Genomic DNA, 20054 nt, shown 5'->3' with positions numbered 1-20054 from the left:
TCATGTGCCCATGAAGCCTGTTCATCGGTCAACGAAGTAAGTTTCAACATAGGATGAAGCCTACTTGCTGCACATCCCCAGAAAATACTTATGAATCTCCAGACTTTCGTTCAGTTCAGGATGAAAGGCAGTAACCAGCTGGTTACCCTGGCGGGCAGCCACAATCTTGCCATCTACTTCAGCCAGAACCTCAGCATCTCCCCACACCTCTTTAATATAAGGAGCACGGATGAAAGTCATAGGGACATTTCCCTCGATGCCCTTCATCGGAGCCTCGATGTAGAAACTGCCCAACTGGCGACCGTAGGCATTTCTCAAAGCCGTGATGTCCATCGAAGCAATGCGCTGGCTAGGCTCGCCCTCAATCTTCTTGGCAAGAAGAATCAAGCCGGCACAAGTACCATAAACAGGCAAGCCGGCAGCAATCGCCTCCTTCACAGGCTCCATCAATCCCAGTTCATTCAAGAGTTTCGCCTGGGTGGTACTCTCACCGCCCGGAATAATCAAGCCATCCTTTGGCTGGTCCCAATCCTTCAACTGGCGAACCTCGAAACTATCCACGCCCAACTGAGCCAACTTCTGTCTGTGCTCAGCAAAAGCGCCTTGTAAAGCTAATACTGCTATTCTCATAACATACTTATCTAATATAAAAGCCCCTTCTTGTGCAGGAGGGGCTCTTATCCGTTATCTCATTTATTACTTACCTCTTTCAGCCATGAGCAAAGCAATCTCCTGCTCATTGATACCTACCATTGCCTCGCCGAGATCCTCGCTCAACTCAGCCAGCATCTTAGGATCGTTGTAGTTGGTAACAGCCTTCACGATAGCCTGTGCACGCTTAGCAGGGTTACCGCTCTTGAAGATTCCAGAACCTACGAATACACCCTCGGCACCGAGCTGCATCATCAGGGCAGCATCAGCTGGAGTAGCCACACCCCCGGCAGCGAAATTAACCACTGGCAACTTGCCGTTCTCGTGAACATACTTCACCAGCTCGTAAGGAGCCTGCAACTGCTTGGCTGCCTCGTAAAGTTCATCCTCGCTCATAGAAACGAGGCGGCGGATTTCGCTCTGCATCATACGCATGTGGGTAACAGCCTGAACCACATCACCTGTTCCTGGCTCACCCTTGGTACGGATCATGGTAGCACCCTCAGCAATACGGCGGAGCGCCTCGCCCAGATTCTTGGCACCACAAACGAATGGCACGTCGAACTGAGTCTTGTCGATGTGATAAACATTATCTGCTGGAGAGAGCACCTCGCTCTCGTCAATATAGTCGATTTCGATAGCCTGAAGAATCTGAGCCTCAGCGAAGTGACCGATGCGGCACTTAGCCATTACAGGGATAGAAACAGCCTCCTGAATACCCTTAATCATCTTAGGGTCGCTCATACGAGAAACACCACCTGCTGCACGGATATCAGCTGGAATACGTTCCAGCGCCATTACTGCGCATGCACCTGCTGCCTCTGCGATTTTTGCCTGTTCTGGAGTTGTTACGTCCATAATCACACCACCCTTGAGCATCTGAGCCAAGTTGCGATTCAATTCTTGTCTATTTTCTGCCATAATTCTTATATTTTTATTCAATTACGGCTGCAAAGGAAACATTTTTCACTGAAAACAGAAAAAAATGTTCCATTTTCTGCAAACATTGAGTCATTTTGTATAAAGAGAGATTCGCAAATATATAAGAGATATTCCTGAATATATAAAGCAGTACACAGATTGTACTGCTAAGAGAAACCGAGAGGAGTTCACCTTCTGAACTTCTACATTTTTTGTATCTTAGCGAAAAATTTCGTAACGAAAAATTTCGATTATGGAATATAGAAGACCCATTCTTCAGGAAATGGATACTCAAGAACATGATTGAGTAAGATTATATACAGAGAAATCGCCAGCGAAGCCTTTCTACAGCATCGCTGGCGATTCTGCAAGAGAGATTTATCTATGTGTCAACAAAAAAACTCGCTCCAAATTGGACATTGATAGAATATCAAGAAGTTTCAACTCTATATTATTTGATTCTTTTTATTCCATCTCAAACGCATTTTAGTTTCCCAATTCCAACTGATTCTTCACAAGATTATAATATGCCCCTCGCTTGGCGGTTAAAGATTCATGGTTGCCAACCTCAACCACCTTTCCCTGGTCAAGGACCACGATTTGGTCGGCATTCTTCACCGTGCTTAGGCGATGAGCAACTATCACAACTGTCTTACCTTGATAGAACTTATCCAGGTTTTCCACAATATTACGCTCATTGTTGGCATCAAGCGAGTTGGTTGCCTCGTCCAGGAAGATATAGTCTGGGTTCTTATAAACAGCTCTCGCTATCAGGATGCGCTGTTTCTGGCCCTGGCTCAGTCCCACGCCATCACGCCCAATCTTGGTGTTGAACTTCAGCGGCAAGACCATCACATAATCCTTGATGCAAGCTATCTCTGCAGCTCTCATCAAACGTTCCTGATCTATCTCTGCATCATCCACTGCTATGTTGCGCCCGATGCTTTCCGAGAAGATGACGCCCTCCTGCATCACAACTCCACACTGTCGGCGCCACCATTTCCTGTTGAGCTGATTGATATCGGTATCGCCGATGGTGATTTTTCCTTCCAACACCGGGTAGTACCCCAGCATCAATCTGATGAGCGTGGTCTTTCCACTGCCCGATGCTCCCACTATCGCCGTCACCTTACCTTGAGGAATATGAATATCCACCCCGTCTATCGTCTTTCTGAGGGCATGAGGATCATACTTGAACATGATGTTGCTGATATGGATACCATCCTCAGGATGATCAAGATCAGTCAGCAAGCCATCCTTCCCGTTCTCATCATCCATCTGGTGAATCTCATTGATTCGTTCCAGACTGATTTTCACATCCTGAACGGAATAGAAGAAGTTCATGAGTTGCTCCACCGGCGAGTTGAGCTGTCCGATGATATATTGCACGGCGAGCATCATACCCAAGGTCATGTGCCCTTGGATTACCGCCGTTGCAGCAACCACCGTCACAACGATATTCTTCACCTCATTGATAAAAATACTTCCTGCCTCCTGGGTCTGCTGTAGTTTTAGAGATTTCTGCTGCACTCTGAAAAGATTCACCTGAGTTTCCTCCCACTCCTTTCGCTTGCGCTGCTCACAATCCTGCAACTTGATTTCCTGCATCGAAGTGATGAACTCGTATGTCCTGTTGTTATTGATGGCCTGCTGCTCGAAGAGTTCATAATCGAGCACCTTTCTTCGACGCAGGAAGAGAGCCATCCATCCGCCATACAGTATGCTGCCAAGCAAGAAGATGGCAAACACCACCTTATTATATATAAAGAGCACCACCGAAAATACCACGAAGGTAAGCATGGCAAAGGTGATGTTGAGCGTCTGCTGGGTGAGGAAGTTGTTCACACGGCTATGATCGTTCATCCTCTGCATCAAGTCGCCCATCAGTTTGGTGTCGAAGAACGACATCGGCAGTTTCAGCAGTTTGATGAAGAAATCGCTCACCAGGGAGATGTTGATCCGCATGGAGATGCGGAGCAGGAACCATCGGCGAGCGAAGTCTATCGCAGTTCGGCTGACGGTGAGCATCAACTGACCTAAGAGTATGAGCCAGATGAATCCAATGTCTTGGTTCTTGATACCGACATCCACGATGGATTGGGTAAGGAACGGCAACACCAGCTGCAGGGCGCTGCCCGCAAGCAGTCCCGAGACAATCCAGGAGAATGCCTTGCGGTATTTCTTGAAATATCTGAAAAGGAACTTGAAGGAACGCTTCTCCTTCTGTCTATCTTCTCCTTCTATCTGATAGGTGAAGAAGGCAGGAGTGGTCTCGAAGAACATGGCGATACCCTTGTCCTCGTCATTAGAGCGAGTGCTTATCCAATGCCGTCTGAATTCTTCAAGATTATAAGTTGTCTTACCCTTGCCAGGGTCTGCGATATAGAACTTCTTGCCCTTTTTCACCTTATATAATACCACAAAATGGTTTTGGTTCCAATGAAGGATGCAAGGTAGTGGAGTCTCGCTCAGTTCCTCTATTGTAGCCCTAGCCGAAACCGTTTGGAATCCCAATATTCTTGCAGCCTCGTTGATGCCCAGCATGGAAACACCTTCCGTTGTTGCAAAACAAATCTTCGACAGAGAGTTCAACGAGTACTCCCTGCCGAAATATCTACAAATCATCTGCAAGCAGGTGATACCGCATTGCATGCTGTCATACTGATGTTCTATCTTTATATGTGCCATTACTAAAAATGAAAGAATATAGACATTAATATTGTTCTACCTCGCAACTGATACTCCTTGCCCGTACGTGTCAACCCAGAATAAATAGTATAACCGTAGGTGCGCTGATTGAAAAGATTAAGCGCTGTCAGGCTCAACTCCATACCATTCTTAAAGCCATAACTGGTGGACGCATCGGCAAGAGTAAGATTCTTGTGCTGATGATCTGCTATCTGATTGCGATAATGCTCTCCATGCAACTTGATGAACCATGACTTCAATGGCTGGAAGTTGAAAGTGAGATTCTGGGCAAGATTGGTAGAGGAAGAATCGAAACCCAAATTCTTCAATACCATCTTATCCTTATCCCAGTTCAGCTCATAGGTGAAATTGAACCAATCCACAGGACGACCACTCCATTTTGCCGACAACATATAGTTATCAGATGAATAGGCTGAAGGAGAATCGTTCTGACGCAGGAAACCATCAAACCTCAGATAATCAAAACCTACGCTAACGAGTCCATGCATGAATCCCAATCCCTTACTTACCTTTCCACCAGCCATCAGGTTTTCAGAACTGCTGCTGTTGGAGAAATAGGAGTTGATGATATAATCACCCACAAAATTACGAGCCACCGTAAGATGACTGTCAGACCAGCTCTTGCGGATGTAGGCATTGGCAAAGACGGTGGCAAGAGGACGCTTATAGCTGATGTTGAAGGAAATATGCTTGCTCTTGTCGGCGGTATAATCCACGAAACCCGTATAAAGATTACGGTAATCACGCATCAGCAGACCCTGATAGAAATTCTGTTCATCCACTTCCCGCTGAGCGATTCCACCGGAAAGCGTAGCCTGCAAACGGGCTGTAAGGAAATAGCTCACGCTGAGTTGAGGAGCAACCAGTGTCTTGCTGGCATTCTCTTTCGCTCCCATCAACTTATCATTATAATAATAAGGTGTAAAGGTGATGGGCATCTGGAAACGGATATGCCAGCCACCCTGATTATACTCTGCCTCCGGCGATGCATAGGCACGGAAGAAGGTCATGCCTATCTGATTGCGCATATTTCCCAGGGAATCGGGTACTCCCTCCAGATGACTCTTCATCGTTCTGCTCAATACCTGCAAGCCAACCTTCATCATCACAGTAAAAGGCTTGAGGAAAAAGCCGAGCGAAGTATTGGTATGACTGAAGAATGCTGCCGAACGAACACTTTGATAAGCCGTTTGCTGCGAATTATCAACAGACAGAGAGTGCGGATTCACCATATAAGCATTATACGTGTTGAAGGTATAGGTTCGCTTACTACTCCGATGCAACAGTTCCAGCTTGTCTGATACTTTATATTTCGGCATATTGACCTGCTGATGATTAGGATAAGAGCCGGCAATATCCATCATGACATCATTCCAGGCCAGGTCGGCGGAAAGCTGATTGGCAACATACGCCTTTTCGCCATTCGAAGTCAGCGTAAAGTCGGCAACCAATCTGTTCTGCTTCTGCTTAGCCTGTTCATCCTCTACATCATAAATGGTTGAATCATTCAGGAAATACTGGGTATTACTGAATGAAGAAGAAAGAAGACGGTCGTGGGTATAGACAATCTGAGAAGACAAATCTGTATTTTTGCCTAATACCCAGAGATTATTGATTGTGAAAACATGAGTCTGGTTCTTACGCACACGGCTGTCTGAAATATCCGTCAGCTGGTCGGGAGAAACATTTACGTAATCCTTCAAAGTATAAGAATTTCCCATCACTCCAGTGCCATCATCAGAAAAAAGGAGATTGCCCTCACCGGTTACATCCGTACCTATATTATTACTCTTGAAGGTATTGAGCGACTGGGCTTTCTTGGCAAAGCGCATCAACGACATCTCGCCTTCCCAGACATTCAGCTTACCAAACTTCTCCCCTTTCTTCTGCTCCATACCGCCACCTGCCTTCAACGTTCCTACCAGACGGCTCTTGGCAGATTCCTTCAGTTTGATGTTGATGGCAGGGTCTTGCGAAAACGACATATCTTCCAAAGCCTTGATAGGTTGATGATTGGTCATCACCTCTACCGAACCGACATCCTTCTGATGGATATTGTTGGTGGCGATGGAATAGCGGCCGCCGAGCATATCATGTCCTTCGATATAAAACTTATTGATAGCCTTTCCGTTATATTTGATTTCTCCCTTGTCCGACACCTCCATTCCCGGCATCTTCTTCAAGACATCAGCCAGACTCTTGTCGTTGGCATCGGCAAAGCTTGCCACATTGTAGGAGATGGTATCGCCCCGCTGTCGGATACTTGGAGCCTTCACCACAACATCCTTCAGCTTTGTTGCCTGCTCCGTCAGGAGTACATCATACTGGATAGTATCCTTTGATAAGGGGATAACTTTCGTAGCATATCCCATCATCGAGAAATGCAGCACGTTGTTTCCTTCAGGCATAGCATTAAGATTTATCTTATAACTTCCATCCTCTTGTGTCTTGGAAAATTTCAAAATCCGATTACCTCCCTTTGGTCGGATAGTAACCATCACTCCCTGCAATCCCTTACCAGTATAGGCATCCTCAACTTTACCCGACAAAGTAACTTGCTGGGCATAAGTTAAGGTGTTTGCACAAATCAAACATATTAATACTATCAACTGTCTCATACTTTTTTTTCTTGAGAATAAATCATACATAAGTCGAGTAACACATAAGGCAAATCGGCTAGAGAATAGCAAGAAGGAAAAATTCGGTTGTTTATCCATACTATAGGCACCTGCCTTTCATCTGCCATGGCATCTAGCTGATTGTTAAATCTTTCCAAGATTGCCTCTATGTCTTTTGATGTCATTTCAATCTTTGTCTGCAAATCTTTTATTGATTTCTTCTTATACCAATATTTTAGAACCGCAAGTTTTCTATTCGTGTTCTCCCCACTAGCCAAATACTGATATAGATAGAGTTGAGGTAAATTTACTTCATTAACAAAAGTGGCTTTCACCCCATCAAAGTAGATTTGCCAATTAATGTAATCTGGATATTTACGAAGCAACTCTATCATTTCAAAGGCAACCTTTTTACAGGTCTTACACCAAGGACTCATATAAGTCGTAATAGTCAATGGTGCTTCTGAGTCGCCAAGCATTATTGAATCTTCATTTGCCAGAAGCGTTGTTTTTGCCATAAAGGAATATCCCAAAACACTCTGCATTCGTTTTATTCGCAGTTCATTTATTCTCGTTGAGAAAGCTCGTTGCTTTGCACCTGCATAATATTCACACATATAAAGAAGACCACTACTAGCCAAGACAACCATAAGGAAATACAATCCTACATCTAGAGAGAAAGAAGTCGGAATACCTTTGACAGGAAAAGCCAATATACTATTAACAACAAGAATCCCCATTATCCCCAAACATAAGAGACAGAAACGTTTAGCAAATAGTTGATATGATATTGACACGACAGCTAACAGCAATAGTCCCATCGAGGTTATTGCCAACCAATCATATATTGCTGATGGATTAGGACTACTAACTGCCAGCACAGTAGCCAAAGTACAAGAAAAGAAATAAATAAACCCCATTCGTCCCAAATTGACCTTACGAAACAGCACACCCCAGCGTCCCAAGTCCAATTTCTGACAGTCAAGCCTAGTATTGGCTATGCAAAAATGTTCAAAAATATTATAGTAAGGAGATGAAGACTGCATTATTACCCCAAAGCAGAGTATGCCTCCCATCACATCCAATAAACAATTGACACTTGCCAACGTTGACAAATGTGGACTGATTAAAAACAATACCACTATACAAAGTAATAAAGAAGAGTGTATAAATGTTTTAAGTCGTTCCTTTTCTTGATTTCTTTCTTTGATATTTTCAATAGCGACAACTATTCCCGTCCATTCTTTCTTAAAATCACTTGCAGAGACTACTCTCTTAAGCCTTCCCTCATAATAAATAGCATCAGTTTCTGTTATTTCTTTCACAAAGACAAACGAATCTTTACCATCATGGCTCAATTGTCCCAAGAAAGGTTTCCCCCATTTTATAGTAGAGGCATAGTCTGCCCGAAAAACACTAGCCTTAGCCCCCAAACAAGTATAAGTCTGAACGATGGATAGTGCAGTAATATCCATTGGAGAAGACAACAAACATAATTGCAACTCCTCCATACGAAAATGTACAGAAGCAGTCTTAAGATGTTTAGAAAGAATTTCCACCAAATAGGTTAAATCCGTTTTTCTCATAATGCAACTCTTATTCTCTTTCTATTAAATCATATTTTAGAGCTTCATCCACGCTACCTAGAGAGATACCTGTAGAAGCCTCATTTATACTATTTTGATTCCTCAAATATCTATACTTTGATAACAAGAAGTCTTTTCTATCTGTTTTCTGAAAATGTTTAAAATCTTTATCTAATATACCAAAAGTGATTGGTGTTGCACTAACCTGTTGCATTCCATTAATACAAAAGTAGTATTGCTTTCCTCTATCATATACTTCCATGATTAACCCAGGGAGACCACAGAATTTCAAAGGTCCATCACTTACAGGAACATCCAAGGCAAACCAAGCTGTCCATTTTCTTCCTCTGAAACTACAAGTAGCCTTTTGACATTCATGTCCAAGAACAACTTTCATGCTGTCACTTTCTATATTCCACTCCTGTGAGTTTAAAGCGTCTTCATAAAGGTAATATTGTCCCAGCAAGAAGTCGGTAACAGTTATCTTTCCTTGCGGATAATTCTTGTAGATGGTTGCTGACATTCGGCGGTGTGGTATGGCATTGTGTAATTGCTTTCCTTTCAATCCTTTCCCAACAGCTTCTGTCAAGAAGCTATCCCATTGTTTATCACCATTAGGAGCTGCCATTAAAGAATCACACTGATATGTATAATAGCTATAGCATTTAGAGCACTCAGCTCCGATTTGCAGATAGAGCAAGTCTTCCTTACGCAGTTGTTCTCCAGGCAGCGTATCCGTAAGATATTCATAAACATAGCTACACAGCATATTAGCCGTATCTATCTTCTTATTTTGGGCAAAGCCAATAAGATAAAAAGTTAAAAATAGAAATATGAAACTCTTTCTCTTCATAATTCCTTAATATAGGTTGCAGTCTATGCTCCCTATAAAGCATAGGCTGCAACATTTGACATTACATACAATTTCTATGATAAGCCTCAACTGCATTATCAAAGTTCTTGTCATCCATTTCACACTCGCGCATCATCTTCTTGAGCTGAGCGCAATACTCCTCACGTGAGATGCCACCAGCAATAGCCTGCATCTCAAACAAATTCATTTTCTCCATAACCTTTATATTAATTCAAATATTTTAATTACATACAGTTCTTTCTATATATATTAATAACTGCTTCAAGAGTCCCTTGCTCTATATCACTATTCAATATCAACTTTTTTAGTTTTGTACATAATTCCTCATCATTCTTGCTAATACCACCAGCAATAGCCTGCATCTCAAACAAATTCATTTTCTCCATAACTTTTTCTTTTTAAAAATAAAATTCTATTCTCTTTCTATTAAGTCATAATTACGTTGAGAGTCTGACGAGTCCAGCAATATTCCTGTCATCGCCTCATTTATGCTATTTGAATTACGAAAGTAATTATATTCTAACTTTAGGAAAGATTTTCTATCTATTTTTATCCGCTTTCTATTGAAAACATCAAAAACAATAGGGGTGTCAGCTACTTTCTGTAATCCTTTTATACAAAAATATTGCTGTCTTCCTTCATCATATACTTCCATTATCAACCCAGGGAGACCACAAAACTTCCAAGGACCATCACTAATTGGAACATCCAATGCAAACCATGCCGTCCAAGAACGACCACGGAATTTACAAGTTGCCTTCTGACAGTTGTAGCCTAAAATATTTTTAATGCTATCTCCGTCTATACCCCAATTCTGTATACCTAAGCTATCATCATATACATAATATTGAGACATGAGACAATCGGTCACAGTTATCATATTATCATGAGGATATTTTTTATAAATACATGTGGTCATTCGGCTATGTGGAAAAGAATTGGTCATATACCCTTCTCGCTTAATCGCTTCTTTAAACAATGCACGAAACTTTGCTTTGCCATCCACTGTAGATTTTAAAGAATCCGACTGATACGTATAATAGCTGTAGCATTTTGAGATATTTTTCCCGATAGCCAAAAAAAGCAAATCTTCTTCTTTCTCATCATTCTTTATCGTATCTTTCGAATAACAATAATAATATGAGCACAAAAATTGCCCATGATCTATAACCTCATTCTTAGCATGCAACAAAAGTGCATAAAAGAATAATACCGATATACTTATTAAAATCCTCATAATAACCGTATTTTTACAATGAACAGCCTCAATACCCCCTAAAAGATATTGAGACTATTACATAGATTTTTACTTAGCAATTCTGCGCAAATGATTTTGCAGCAGCTCTCTTTTCACTTTTAGTGAACTTACCCCAATTATCTGACATAATTGCATCAAGCTCTGCGCAATACTCCTCACGTGAGATACCACCAGCAATGGCTTGCATCTCAAACAAATTCATTTTCTCCATAATTTTTAAAATTAAGAGTTTATACCATGTTAACTATCTTGAAAGACTATCGTGCTTCTTAGAAGGTACGCCTTTGAACAGTGAGGTCTGCAAATAATATCGTCGACTTTATTATTTTTCTTATTTTAATGACTATTCCCAAATGATGTCATCACCATCAGGTTCTTCGTCACTTGGATTATAATGCCAATAACCTGCCGAATCTTGCCACCAGTATCCACCGCCGAGAACTTGGCTTAAATCTAAATTTTTCAATATATCCATACTATATACCAATTAAATTGATTAAACTTTCTGGCTGCAAAATTATCTCAAATTGCTCAAACCACCAAACTTTTTACATCAAATTTCACATCATTTTTACCCCCCCCCCCCGATTATGATATAAAAATGATGTAAGAATGTACGCTCTTTTAGAAAAAAAAACGTACCTTTGCATATTAAAAGTGTAACTACAAAAGTATAACGCATGAAAAAGTATTATTATATAACAATTTTAGCAATTATGATTATCACATTGTTGCAAGGATATAACATTTCCCTGCAACACAAAAATTATATCTTCAACGAAACAGATAAGATAAATTCTGAACTAAAAGTTACCGTTGATGAAGAATATGCTATCCGAGCATATCAAAATTACACCCAGTATAAAGATGGAAAACAACGACTTTACTATAAAGATATGTCCGAAGAAGACTTTCTGAAAGCTAAACCTAAAAAGGAAGATATCATCAATATTAACGAGATAAACATTCAAGAATTAAGAGACAAAGGTATTGTAGAAACAGAAGCAGAAGCTATGGGATTATTGACAAAAGACAGGCTCACCGCCAAAGGCAATCCCATTAATCTCAAGAAACTCTCTCAAATATTCAAGAAGAATCTAAATGAGGATTTCTCTTATACCTTATTGATATTAGATGAGAACAAAAAGGTCATTAAGAGTTATGGGCAAACAAAGGACATTGAGACTTGGCAGGCTAGCAAGCCTATCGCCATCGGACTCAAACCTATCCGTTTCGTACAGGCAAAGGTGGATATAACTCCATCTTCTTTCATCAGAAATTCTATAGAGACTCTAATCTCTACCATACTGCTAGCTCTTATCATCGTCTTCTGCGTAGGATACCAGATGACTGCCATCAGATACAAGGAAGACCTTCTGAGGAATCGTGAGGTAAGCCTTCATGGAACTGTACACGACTTGAAAGCACCATTGGCAAGCATCTTGCTAAAGTTGGGATTCATCAAAGACAGTATCAAGGATGCTGACTTGCAAGAGATGATTGATTCTTCTGAAAGACAAATCAAGAATCTTGCCAATACCATCAAGACGATACTGATTACCTCTAAGGCTAGTGAAAGCAAGTTGGTTATCAACAAAGAACAAATTGACATCATCGAGCTGACGAAACAAGCACAAGAACAAATAGATATCAACTATGCCAGCAAACCACATGCCATCGGCATCCACGACCATCGTGAAGAGAATGCACTGGTGTATGCAGATAAGTATCTGATAGAAAATGTGATGCACAATCTGATGGAGAATGCCGTTAAATATTCAGACAAGGAGGCAAATGTTGAAGTCAACATCAAACAGGATGAACATTTCACCATCATCAGCGTGTCTGACCACGGCGTAGGCATCGACAAAAAATATCAGAAGAAGATATTCGAGCAGTTCTATCGCATACCAGCCACACACCATAAGAGCGGATATGGCATAGGCCTTGCTATGGTAAAATATGCCGTCAAGGCACATGGCGGAACCATCAAGGTGGTGAGCGAACTCGGCAAGGGCAGCACCTTTACATTTACATTGCCGCTCAACGAAAAGCAATAAATCGTAATGGGCAAGGAACAAGATAAAACATTATAAAATAAGAAATATGGAAAAGATAAAAGTACTATTGGTCGATGATGACCTGGATTTCGGCAACACAGCAGTCTTGCTACTTAAAAAAGCAGGCTATGAGGTCTATTTTCAAAACACGCTGTTTGGAGTAGAAAGCCTTATCATGAAGCTGTCTCCCAACCTCATCATCCTCGATGTGATGATAGGAGAAGAGAACAGTCTGGAAAGAATCAACGACATCCGTCTTGCCGCAGAAGATATCCCTATCATGTGTGTATCTTCGTTACATGATCCAGAACTCAAAACCGAGGCTGCCAATAATGGTGCTATGATTTACATCGAGAAGCCTTTCGACAGCCGTGAGTTCCTGGGATGGGTAAACCGCTATGCCAAGCCTAAAGACTTCAGCAATTCCCGTATGATAAACATGGGTGCCTACACCGTAGATACAGAGAGCCATGTGCTCAGCTTCCGTGGCTGCAGCGAGAAGACGCTGGGCAATACCGAGTTTGCTACACTCAAGCTATTATGGATCAATAAGGGCGAAGTCGTGCCACGCCAAGACCTCAAGGATACAGTTTGGAGAGGTGTACACTGTAGCGAAGAAAGTCTGAATAATGTGATGTACAACTTGCGACGATATTTCGCCAAGGATGCCTCCATCCACCTGGAAACATTGCGCGGCGAAGGATTCAAGATGTGGATGGATGACTAGTTTTATGGTTCCTAAGTCTATGAGTTCCGTGGTGGAAAACATAGAGTTAAAAAGCAAAGAAAAAAACAACACGGACAAATTCAATTTGTCCGTGTTTCTAATTTAACTTAATTATTTTAATCTTTTGGTCAAAAGCCACCTGTTTTCAACCTTTCTGTCTGAAAGCAGAAGGCGTTACCCCTCTCATCTTCTTGAAGAACTTGGTGAGATGAGCCTGGGATGAGAAGCCGAAAGTGTTGGCTATCTCCTGCACCGTATGCGTGGTGGTAGAGAGTTCGCGCTCTATCTCCTTCACGATGTATTCATCGATAATCGCCTTCGGCGTCTTGCCGGAGATGCGGCGGGTAACCTGAGCCAGATAACGGCCACTCACATTCAACTGGTCGGCATAAAAATGAACATCGCTATAGGTGCGGCAGAAGTTATTGACCTGCGAGATAAACTGGTTGTAAAGCTCGGAACTCCTGCCCTGCAGATTGCTCTGGCGCACGAGTTCTACATTGATGAAATCCTGCGCCTTCGCCAGTGCCTCCCCCATCTTCTTGCCCTGATTCAGATAAACGGCAAGAGCTGAAGAAAAACGGTTGATGAGACCATGCGAATTGGCATTGTCGAGGCGATAGATCCGGAGTCCCTGCTTCTCGGCAAGGCTCAGCAGTTTGGAGTTCTGAAGAATGATGTCGCTCTCCTTCTTGCGTGCCACGACGACAGAACAGAGCGGCAGCAGACGGTATTTGATCTGGCTCACCACATCTTCCGTCATCAGCGCATCGCCCTGGCTCGACCAGATGGCAGGGGCATAGATGATATGGGCAGGACGGTATTTGGTCAGCGCATCGATGACCACATTCAGCGTTTCCACCCTGCGTATCATACCAATCTTCACAATATCAGGCTGCATATCGTTCATGATAGCCTCAATCTGCCCCGAAACAATCTCGGCAGGAATATCGAAGAACTCCTGAATACCGAGCGTATTCTGCACAGTGATGCTGGTTATTGCCGAAACAGCATAACCGCCCAACTCGGCAATCGTCCTGATGTCCGCCTGCACACCAGAGCCTCCGGTGCTGTCTGAACCTGTAATCGTTAATATCATATCCTTAAACTTTGAACCCGATGATAAGTTTGAGGGCAAAGATACAAAAAAAGAGCGAATAATCCGCAGAATTTGCAGATAATTCGCTCTTTTTTTTATTCTTCAGTGAGATCTTTACATTCCTTGAGTATCTCGGCAGGTACCTCATCGCAACGCTTGTAGCGGCTGATGTCGGTAACATCGTCCTTGGCGGTCCATATCATGGAACCCGATGCCAGGAGACGGGTTACGAGATAACTCTGGTTCCAGTCGCCCTTACCGTTATCATAGCTTCCGCTGATGATGTAACCCTGGTATGGATCGTTCTCGATAGCGAACGAACCGGTGATATGGCGACCATACATACTGTCAAACTTCTGATACATCTCGAAAGTCTGGTCCTTGCGGTTGAAAACGATGTAGCAGTATGTGCCCTCAGCAAGAGGTTCACCATTCCACTCAGCCAACTCCCATGTGCCATGAAGATTGGCAGGTGTAACTTCCAGAGAACGCTCCTCCGGTTCCTCATCATCGCTGCTGCAGGCTGCAAAGCCGCAGGCAAACAAAGCAATCACCAGGAGGGTGAAGAGTTTTTTCAAATATTTCATTGTCTTGGTATTTTTTTCTTTTTTACTTTTTTCCTTTTTTACCTTTTTACCTTTACAACGACCTGTATCGTTCTGTCAGACGGACGGGCATCCAAGCCCTCCAGAATAACAGGGAAGGTGAAGGATTCGGGCATCGTAGCCGGAATCTTATCGGCTATGATGGTGATGACGAGGTCAGCCTCATCACCCGGTTCTATCACCTCAGGTTCTGTCGTAAGACGGGCATAAGGAGGAAGAAGGAGGCTGGATATACGGAGCGGCTTGTCACCGCTGTTTCCGCAGAGGATACGTGCCGCAGGCTCTGTGCCCGGCTTTACCTCTGTGATACTTGCCTTCGCCTGTTTCAGTCTGAGTGCGCCCATCTTGTGCGGATAGCGCGCCCACTGGTCAGCACCCGGCAGCACCTTTCCCGTTAAGGCAAGCTTAACGGCAGGCTGTCCCTCTACCTCTTTCAGATAGAGATAAGCACCCGTATTGATGGTGCCCGGATAGCGGTTAGGCGTGAAGGTGATCTGCACCTGACAGGTATCGCCAGGCTTCATCACATCGCCCTTGACATAAGAACTGGTACATCCACAGGTGGTTCTCACCTGTGTGATGTGCAGTATCTTCTTGCTCACATTCTTACCTGTGAAGTTGAAGGTGCGAGGCGCATCGTCCTCGGTCATCGTACCTGCATCGATAAGCGGATGCTCAAACTTCAGCAGTTCCTCCTGCGCATTCACCGTAACAGGCAAAGCCAGGAAGAAAAACGATAGGAAAGCAAATATCTTCATATTACATCCAATTACATCCAACCATTGTTGCCGGCACTCTTTCTTACGGTCACAACTACGGTCTGGCTAGGGCCTTCGGCAGGTGTTACGGTGAGCGATGTGCTTCCGACAGCGAGTCCCTTCACGGTGAGCGTCTTGCCATCTACTGAAGCAGAAGCTACACTGCCATTCGCTACAGAGCAAGAGAATCCCTCTGTCTGACCTGCGAAATATGCAGCGAGGTTGAGAGAAACAGTCTTCTCGATGCCCACATACACGTTAGGCAACTTCATATCAGAACTGAGTTTCTTGTTCTTGATGTTATTCAAGAGCTGAACTGCATCAATCAGACCAGCACCCATCTTGCCGATGTACTTAGAGAGCTGTACAATCTCTGGCGAAGCACCTACGGTAGTATGGTTCATGTAGTAGGTTTTGGTTGCACCATTCTGATAATGACTATCCAATTCCTTTACAGACTTCTTCATCAGGGCTACGAAATCGGCAGCACGATAGTGACGGTTCGTCTTGGCAGCATAAGCGAGACCCAAGGCAGCCACACCCGAAACGTGAGGACAAGCCATAGAGGTTCCCTCCATGTAGCCGTAAGCAGGCTGACCGTTCTTGATCATCGTAGAGAGCACAGCACCTTTCTGCTCGGTTGTCTCTGCCCAGTATTCATCTTCCTGCTCGCCAATCTTGCTGTAATATTCCAAGTCGCCACCAGGAGCGCTCAGGGTTACGAGCGAACCGTAATCAGTGTAGCAGGCTGGAGTATAGTCGGCAGCTAATGAAGATACGCTGACGCACTTAGAGTAAGCACCTGGGAAAGCAGGATTGCCAGCATACTCGTTACCGGCTGCGAAGACTGGAATACCGCCGTCGATGACACCATTAGGCGAACCGGCATTGTTGATGAAGTAATCCAGAGCTTCCTTCTCCAGCGGATAGGTCTCAGCCCATTCCTTCTCGGTAGCAGGACCCGGAGTATAACCGTTGATGATGCTAGACTCTGAAGAGTTGTAACCCCAACTGCACTGCAGGATGACAGCACCATTATCGGCAGCATACTTGATGGCTCTCGCCTCGCCTGCCAAGGTTACACTGTTCTGGCCGGAGAATACCTGACAGGACATAATCTTCACACCAGAATTAGGAGTACCGTCACCACCAGCTATACCACAAACACCTCTATCATTATTATTTACGGCTGCAATAGTACCAGCTACGTGAGTACCATGACCGGTGTCATTCGCATCAGTCCAGGTAATATCGCCGCTCTCTGTTACGAAGTTGTAGCCATGAAGGTCGCCCTCATAACCGTTTCCGTCGCCGTCAGTCTGGGCACCCTGAACACTTTCGCCCGGGTTGCACCACATGTTGGCTGCCAGATCAGGGTGCGTATACATCACGCCCTCATCGAGAATAGCCACGATGATAGAAGGATCACCTTTACAGGTCTTCCATGCCTCAAGTGCATTCACGTCACATCCTGCCTTAGCACCCACGTGATTATTGTTGAGGTTCTCAAAGTCATAGTGGCCCTCACCCAGGTTACGGTAGTGCCACTGGCTGGCAAAGCCTGGGTCATTAGGCTCACCATTGGCTGCTGAGCGGGTAGACTTCTGCTGAAGTGCCTTATCGCTGAGATAGATGCGCTTGCTGTCTGTCTTGTAAGCACGCTTGATGCGACCGTTGGTCTGAACCTTTGAGATTTCGCCCAACTGCTTCAGGCGCTCGGCAGCCGCCTTCAGGTCGGTTCCCTTATTAAACTTCACCGTATACCAGAGGTGGAGTCCCGCCTCGCGGGTTCTTGCCTCAGTATTTGCATCAACCGGGAACACACGCTCGAAGCTGTAGCTTCCCAGGATGTCGAGCACCTCGTCGGTAGAAGGAATACCCGAACGGGTAGCCTTTCCGGCGCGGGTCTTGCTCAGTTGTGCCTGGTCGAGGATATCGCTCATTTCCGGACTGAACTTAATCAGCAGTTCACCCGCCTCAGCATCTGCAGGGATGGTGATTTCTGAATTGCCGTCAGAAGAGCCGATGGTTGACAGGCTGTCAGAACAGCCCGTCAATGCCAATGCGACCATTGCTATATAGAAAAACTTTTTCTTCATTGTTTGCTTCTATATTGTTTTTATGTTTATCTTACTTTTTCTTAGTTCTCCTGTACTTAGCCATCAGCGCAGCTTCATTAATATCGCCTGCTGCCACGTATGTGCGGTAGTAGAGCGGATAAGCTACACCCGGAACCTCCCAGTTGCTGCCTGGGTCGCTGGTTCCGTAATAGTAGTCGTAGCTGTAGCTGTCGTCTGTCATATTAGAGAAACCAACGGCAGCGCCATCGCTATTCTTACCCTTAGGCTGCTGGTTGAACACCATCGTTGGTGCATTCCATTCTACCAGGTGTGGATGGAAGAGAATCCAGTTTGGCACCTTTCCTGTAAAGAAGTTCAGGTTGAGTGACAACTGACGGCAGTTTGGCAATACACGTGGCACCTGAAGAGGATAAACATCCGCACTAACTACAGAACCATCCTTGTGTTTGCAGGTTACAGGATTATCCCAGCCTGAGAGCAACCACTTGCAGGTATCGCCTACCAGCTTGTCGAGATAATCTTCCTTGTTGGTAGAGAAGTCAGACTTGGTGTATCGGGTAGCCTTGCCGGCAGCCTCCAGTGCCTCAGTCATCTCTTCATCGGTAGGAAGTTCACCCTCCAGGAAGCAGTAAGACAACTCCAGTGTATTCAACTTATCCCATGTCAGGAGCTTGAGAAGCGCCTGGCGGTCTGGGGTTCCGGCATTTACCTTACCATACAGTCCGATAGGATAGTTATTATAAACATAGACGCCTGATGCATTCTTTTCGCCCAGCGAAGCGATGTCGAAGAGAACATCCGTACGGCGCTGTGCGTAGAGAATGAGATTACGCAACTTAGGGAAGTTCTTCTCGTTGACGATATCGGTGATATCTGACAACTTGTTGAAGTTGTTACTTACCAGGTTGAGCGATTCAAGACTCTTGCCCAGATTAATAAAGTTAGCAGGCAACTGAGTCAGACCGTAAGCCTGAACGGTAAGATTCTTCAGATACTTCAGCGAGCAGATTTCATCACCGAGGTTCACCTCACGAATCTGGTTGTTCTCGTTGGAAGTAACAGAGAATGACTCCAGGAACTTGAGGTTGCCCACTTCCTTAGGAAGAGTTTCGCCACTCTTGAGGTTGAACATGCTGAACTTGACAGAACGTACACGTCCTAAAGCCTCAGGATGTTTTTTCACTAAATCATCAGTAGCTTCCCAGAGCGTTACGCCGCTCCAGTTGCGCATGTTATCGCTGGAATCGAAGGTAGCAATGCTACCCAGTTTCTGGTTGATCATGATGACAGAGAGAGAGTCACCGGCACGGTTGTCCTCAATCTTTGGTGCTGCCTTCTGACGAACGGTCAGGATAACATCATCTGTAGGATTGCCATCTGCATCTACCAGCTGGTCTTCAGCCTTGATTGGCACGAGATGAACCTTAGCCACACGAACGGCAGGAACCACGTTCATCGCCCAGCGGAACTTGAAGTTCACGGTGCGAGGACGGTACTTTCTGTCCAGCACGATACCCAGGTTAGTACCTGTCAGCTTATCTTCATCCTTACTGTTCAGGAGCCAGCCCTCACGCTCGCTCTCGTTCTCTGCCTTCTCGGCATCGGTCAGATCACCCTCAAAAGAATACTCTATCTTACCAATCTTGCATTCCACGTTGGCAGAAATCAGACTCTCGAAAGCACGGTTATCGTAAGAATCGGAGTTTTCGATTTCTACAACAGAATCCTTCAGGAAGATCTGCTTGCCATAACCGAACTGGGTGATGGTAAGCTTGCGACTCTGTCCGTTGGCACCCTGGAAACTGAGTTCTGTGCTGCGGAGCGTGTTGGAAAGAGTAGAATCCACCTTGATGGTACCCTCAACAGAACCCACGCCGTTGGCAGGCGAAAGCGTCAGCCAAGGCTCAGAGGTATTAGCTACCCAGTCCTGTGAGGCAGCGATGGCAATCTGCTCTGTTCCACCCTGAGGGCCTATGGCTATCTCCTTTTTATCGAGCGCCAGTCCTCCTGGGATATCGACATCATCCTTATCGCTGCAGGCTGTGAAAAGCCCGGCAGCGAGAACGATACCTAATGTCAGTTTATTCATATATTTCATATTACTACT

18 protein-coding genes are annotated in these 20054 nt (G+C 44.4%); 2 read left to right on the top strand and 16 right to left on the bottom strand.

Annotation, left to right across the window (positions count from 1 at the left end):
* Positions 1 to 60: 60 nt before the first annotated feature.
* The 11 genes from pdxT to KUA48_RS10215 form a co-directional block, all read right to left on the bottom strand.
* Positions 61 to 630 carry a pyridoxal 5'-phosphate synthase glutaminase subunit PdxT gene (gene pdxT / locus KUA48_RS10265; RefSeq protein ID WP_119227584.1) on the bottom strand — a complete coding sequence of 190 codons (570 nt, stop codon included), beginning with the start codon at positions 628 to 630 and terminating at the stop codon, positions 61 to 63.
* 66 nt (positions 631 to 696) lie between these two features.
* Positions 697 to 1572 carry a pyridoxal 5'-phosphate synthase lyase subunit PdxS gene (gene pdxS, locus KUA48_RS10260; protein WP_153073281.1) on the bottom strand — a complete coding sequence of 292 codons (876 nt, stop codon included), beginning with the start codon at positions 1570 to 1572 and terminating at the stop codon, positions 697 to 699.
* A 486-nt stretch (positions 1573 to 2058) separates the two neighbouring features.
* Complete coding sequence (locus KUA48_RS10255; protein ID WP_218431838.1) at positions 2059 to 4260, bottom strand: peptidase domain-containing ABC transporter; 2202 nt, start codon at positions 4258 to 4260, stop codon at positions 2059 to 2061.
* A 2-nt stretch (positions 4261 to 4262) separates the two neighbouring features.
* A complete protein-coding gene (locus tag KUA48_RS10250) occupies positions 4263 to 6899 on the bottom strand; it encodes a carboxypeptidase-like regulatory domain-containing protein (RefSeq protein WP_218431847.1) in 2637 nt (878 codons plus the stop codon).
* Positions 6896 to 8485, bottom strand: a complete 1590-nt coding sequence (locus tag KUA48_RS10245; RefSeq protein WP_218431848.1) for a thioredoxin domain-containing protein — start codon at positions 8483 to 8485, stop codon at positions 6896 to 6898. The genes KUA48_RS10250 and KUA48_RS10245 overlap by 4 nt, the downstream gene beginning before the upstream one ends.
* Positions 8486 to 8495: 10 nt before the next feature.
* Positions 8496 to 9338, bottom strand: coding sequence for a GLPGLI family protein (locus KUA48_RS10240; protein ID WP_218431853.1), 843 nt, complete (start codon positions 9336 to 9338; stop codon positions 8496 to 8498).
* A 61-nt stretch (positions 9339 to 9399) separates the two neighbouring features.
* On the bottom strand, positions 9400 to 9555 hold the full coding sequence (locus KUA48_RS10235) for a hypothetical protein (protein ID WP_153096325.1): 156 nt from the start codon (positions 9553 to 9555) through the stop codon (positions 9400 to 9402).
* A 28-nt stretch (positions 9556 to 9583) separates the two neighbouring features.
* The gene (locus KUA48_RS10230; protein WP_218420224.1) at positions 9584 to 9745 is read right to left on the bottom strand and encodes a hypothetical protein; all 162 of its coding nucleotides are present in this window, start codon (positions 9743 to 9745) and stop codon (positions 9584 to 9586) included.
* Positions 9746 to 9771: 26 nt separating this feature from the next.
* Complete coding sequence (locus tag KUA48_RS10225) at positions 9772 to 10596, bottom strand: GLPGLI family protein (protein WP_218431854.1); 825 nt, start codon at positions 10594 to 10596, stop codon at positions 9772 to 9774.
* Positions 10597 to 10669: 73 nt separating this feature from the next.
* Positions 10670 to 10828 carry a hypothetical protein gene (locus tag KUA48_RS10220; protein WP_153096323.1) on the bottom strand — a complete coding sequence of 53 codons (159 nt, stop codon included), beginning with the start codon at positions 10826 to 10828 and terminating at the stop codon, positions 10670 to 10672.
* Between the two features lie 132 nt (positions 10829 to 10960).
* The gene (locus KUA48_RS10215) at positions 10961 to 11092 is read right to left on the bottom strand and encodes a hypothetical protein (protein ID WP_256624401.1); all 132 of its coding nucleotides are present in this window, start codon (positions 11090 to 11092) and stop codon (positions 10961 to 10963) included.
* 421 nt (positions 11093 to 11513) lie between these two features.
* Between KUA48_RS10215 and KUA48_RS10210 the strand changes: the two genes are divergently transcribed.
* Together KUA48_RS10210 and KUA48_RS10205 are read left to right on the top strand one after the other, a co-directional pair.
* A complete protein-coding gene (locus KUA48_RS10210) occupies positions 11514 to 12677 on the top strand; it encodes a sensor histidine kinase KdpD (RefSeq protein ID WP_218431855.1) in 1164 nt (387 codons plus the stop codon).
* 46 nt (positions 12678 to 12723) lie between these two features.
* Positions 12724 to 13404, top strand: a complete 681-nt coding sequence (locus tag KUA48_RS10205) for a response regulator transcription factor (protein WP_153072517.1) — start codon at positions 12724 to 12726, stop codon at positions 13402 to 13404.
* Between the two features lie 145 nt (positions 13405 to 13549).
* Here KUA48_RS10205 and KUA48_RS10200 read toward each other — a convergent pair whose 3' ends face one another.
* The 5 genes from KUA48_RS10200 to KUA48_RS10180 form a co-directional block, all read right to left on the bottom strand.
* Entirely contained in the window at positions 13550 to 14503 is a 954-nt protein-coding gene (locus tag KUA48_RS10200; RefSeq protein ID WP_218431856.1) for a hydroxymethylpyrimidine/phosphomethylpyrimidine kinase, read from the bottom strand.
* A gap of 95 nt (positions 14504 to 14598) precedes the next feature.
* On the bottom strand, positions 14599 to 15081 hold the full coding sequence (locus tag KUA48_RS10195) for a lipocalin family protein (protein ID WP_182000867.1): 483 nt from the start codon (positions 15079 to 15081) through the stop codon (positions 14599 to 14601).
* Between the two features lie 47 nt (positions 15082 to 15128).
* A complete protein-coding gene (locus KUA48_RS10190; RefSeq protein ID WP_218431857.1) occupies positions 15129 to 15866 on the bottom strand; it encodes a DUF1573 domain-containing protein in 738 nt (245 codons plus the stop codon).
* Between the two features lie 11 nt (positions 15867 to 15877).
* Positions 15878 to 17965, bottom strand: a complete 2088-nt coding sequence (locus KUA48_RS10185) for a subtilase family N-terminal domain-containing protein (protein WP_218431858.1) — start codon at positions 17963 to 17965, stop codon at positions 15878 to 15880.
* A 31-nt stretch (positions 17966 to 17996) separates the two neighbouring features.
* Positions 17997 to 20045 carry a BACON domain-containing protein gene (locus KUA48_RS10180; protein WP_218431859.1) on the bottom strand — a complete coding sequence of 683 codons (2049 nt, stop codon included), beginning with the start codon at positions 20043 to 20045 and terminating at the stop codon, positions 17997 to 17999.
* Positions 20046 to 20054 lie beyond the last annotated feature (9 nt).

Source organism: Segatella copri (genome assembly GCF_019249795.2).
Taxonomy (GTDB): domain Bacteria; phylum Bacteroidota; class Bacteroidia; order Bacteroidales; family Bacteroidaceae; genus Prevotella; species Prevotella copri_B.
Note: the sequence above shows the minus strand (reverse complement) of the source record. Positions and strands in the feature narration are given on the sequence as shown.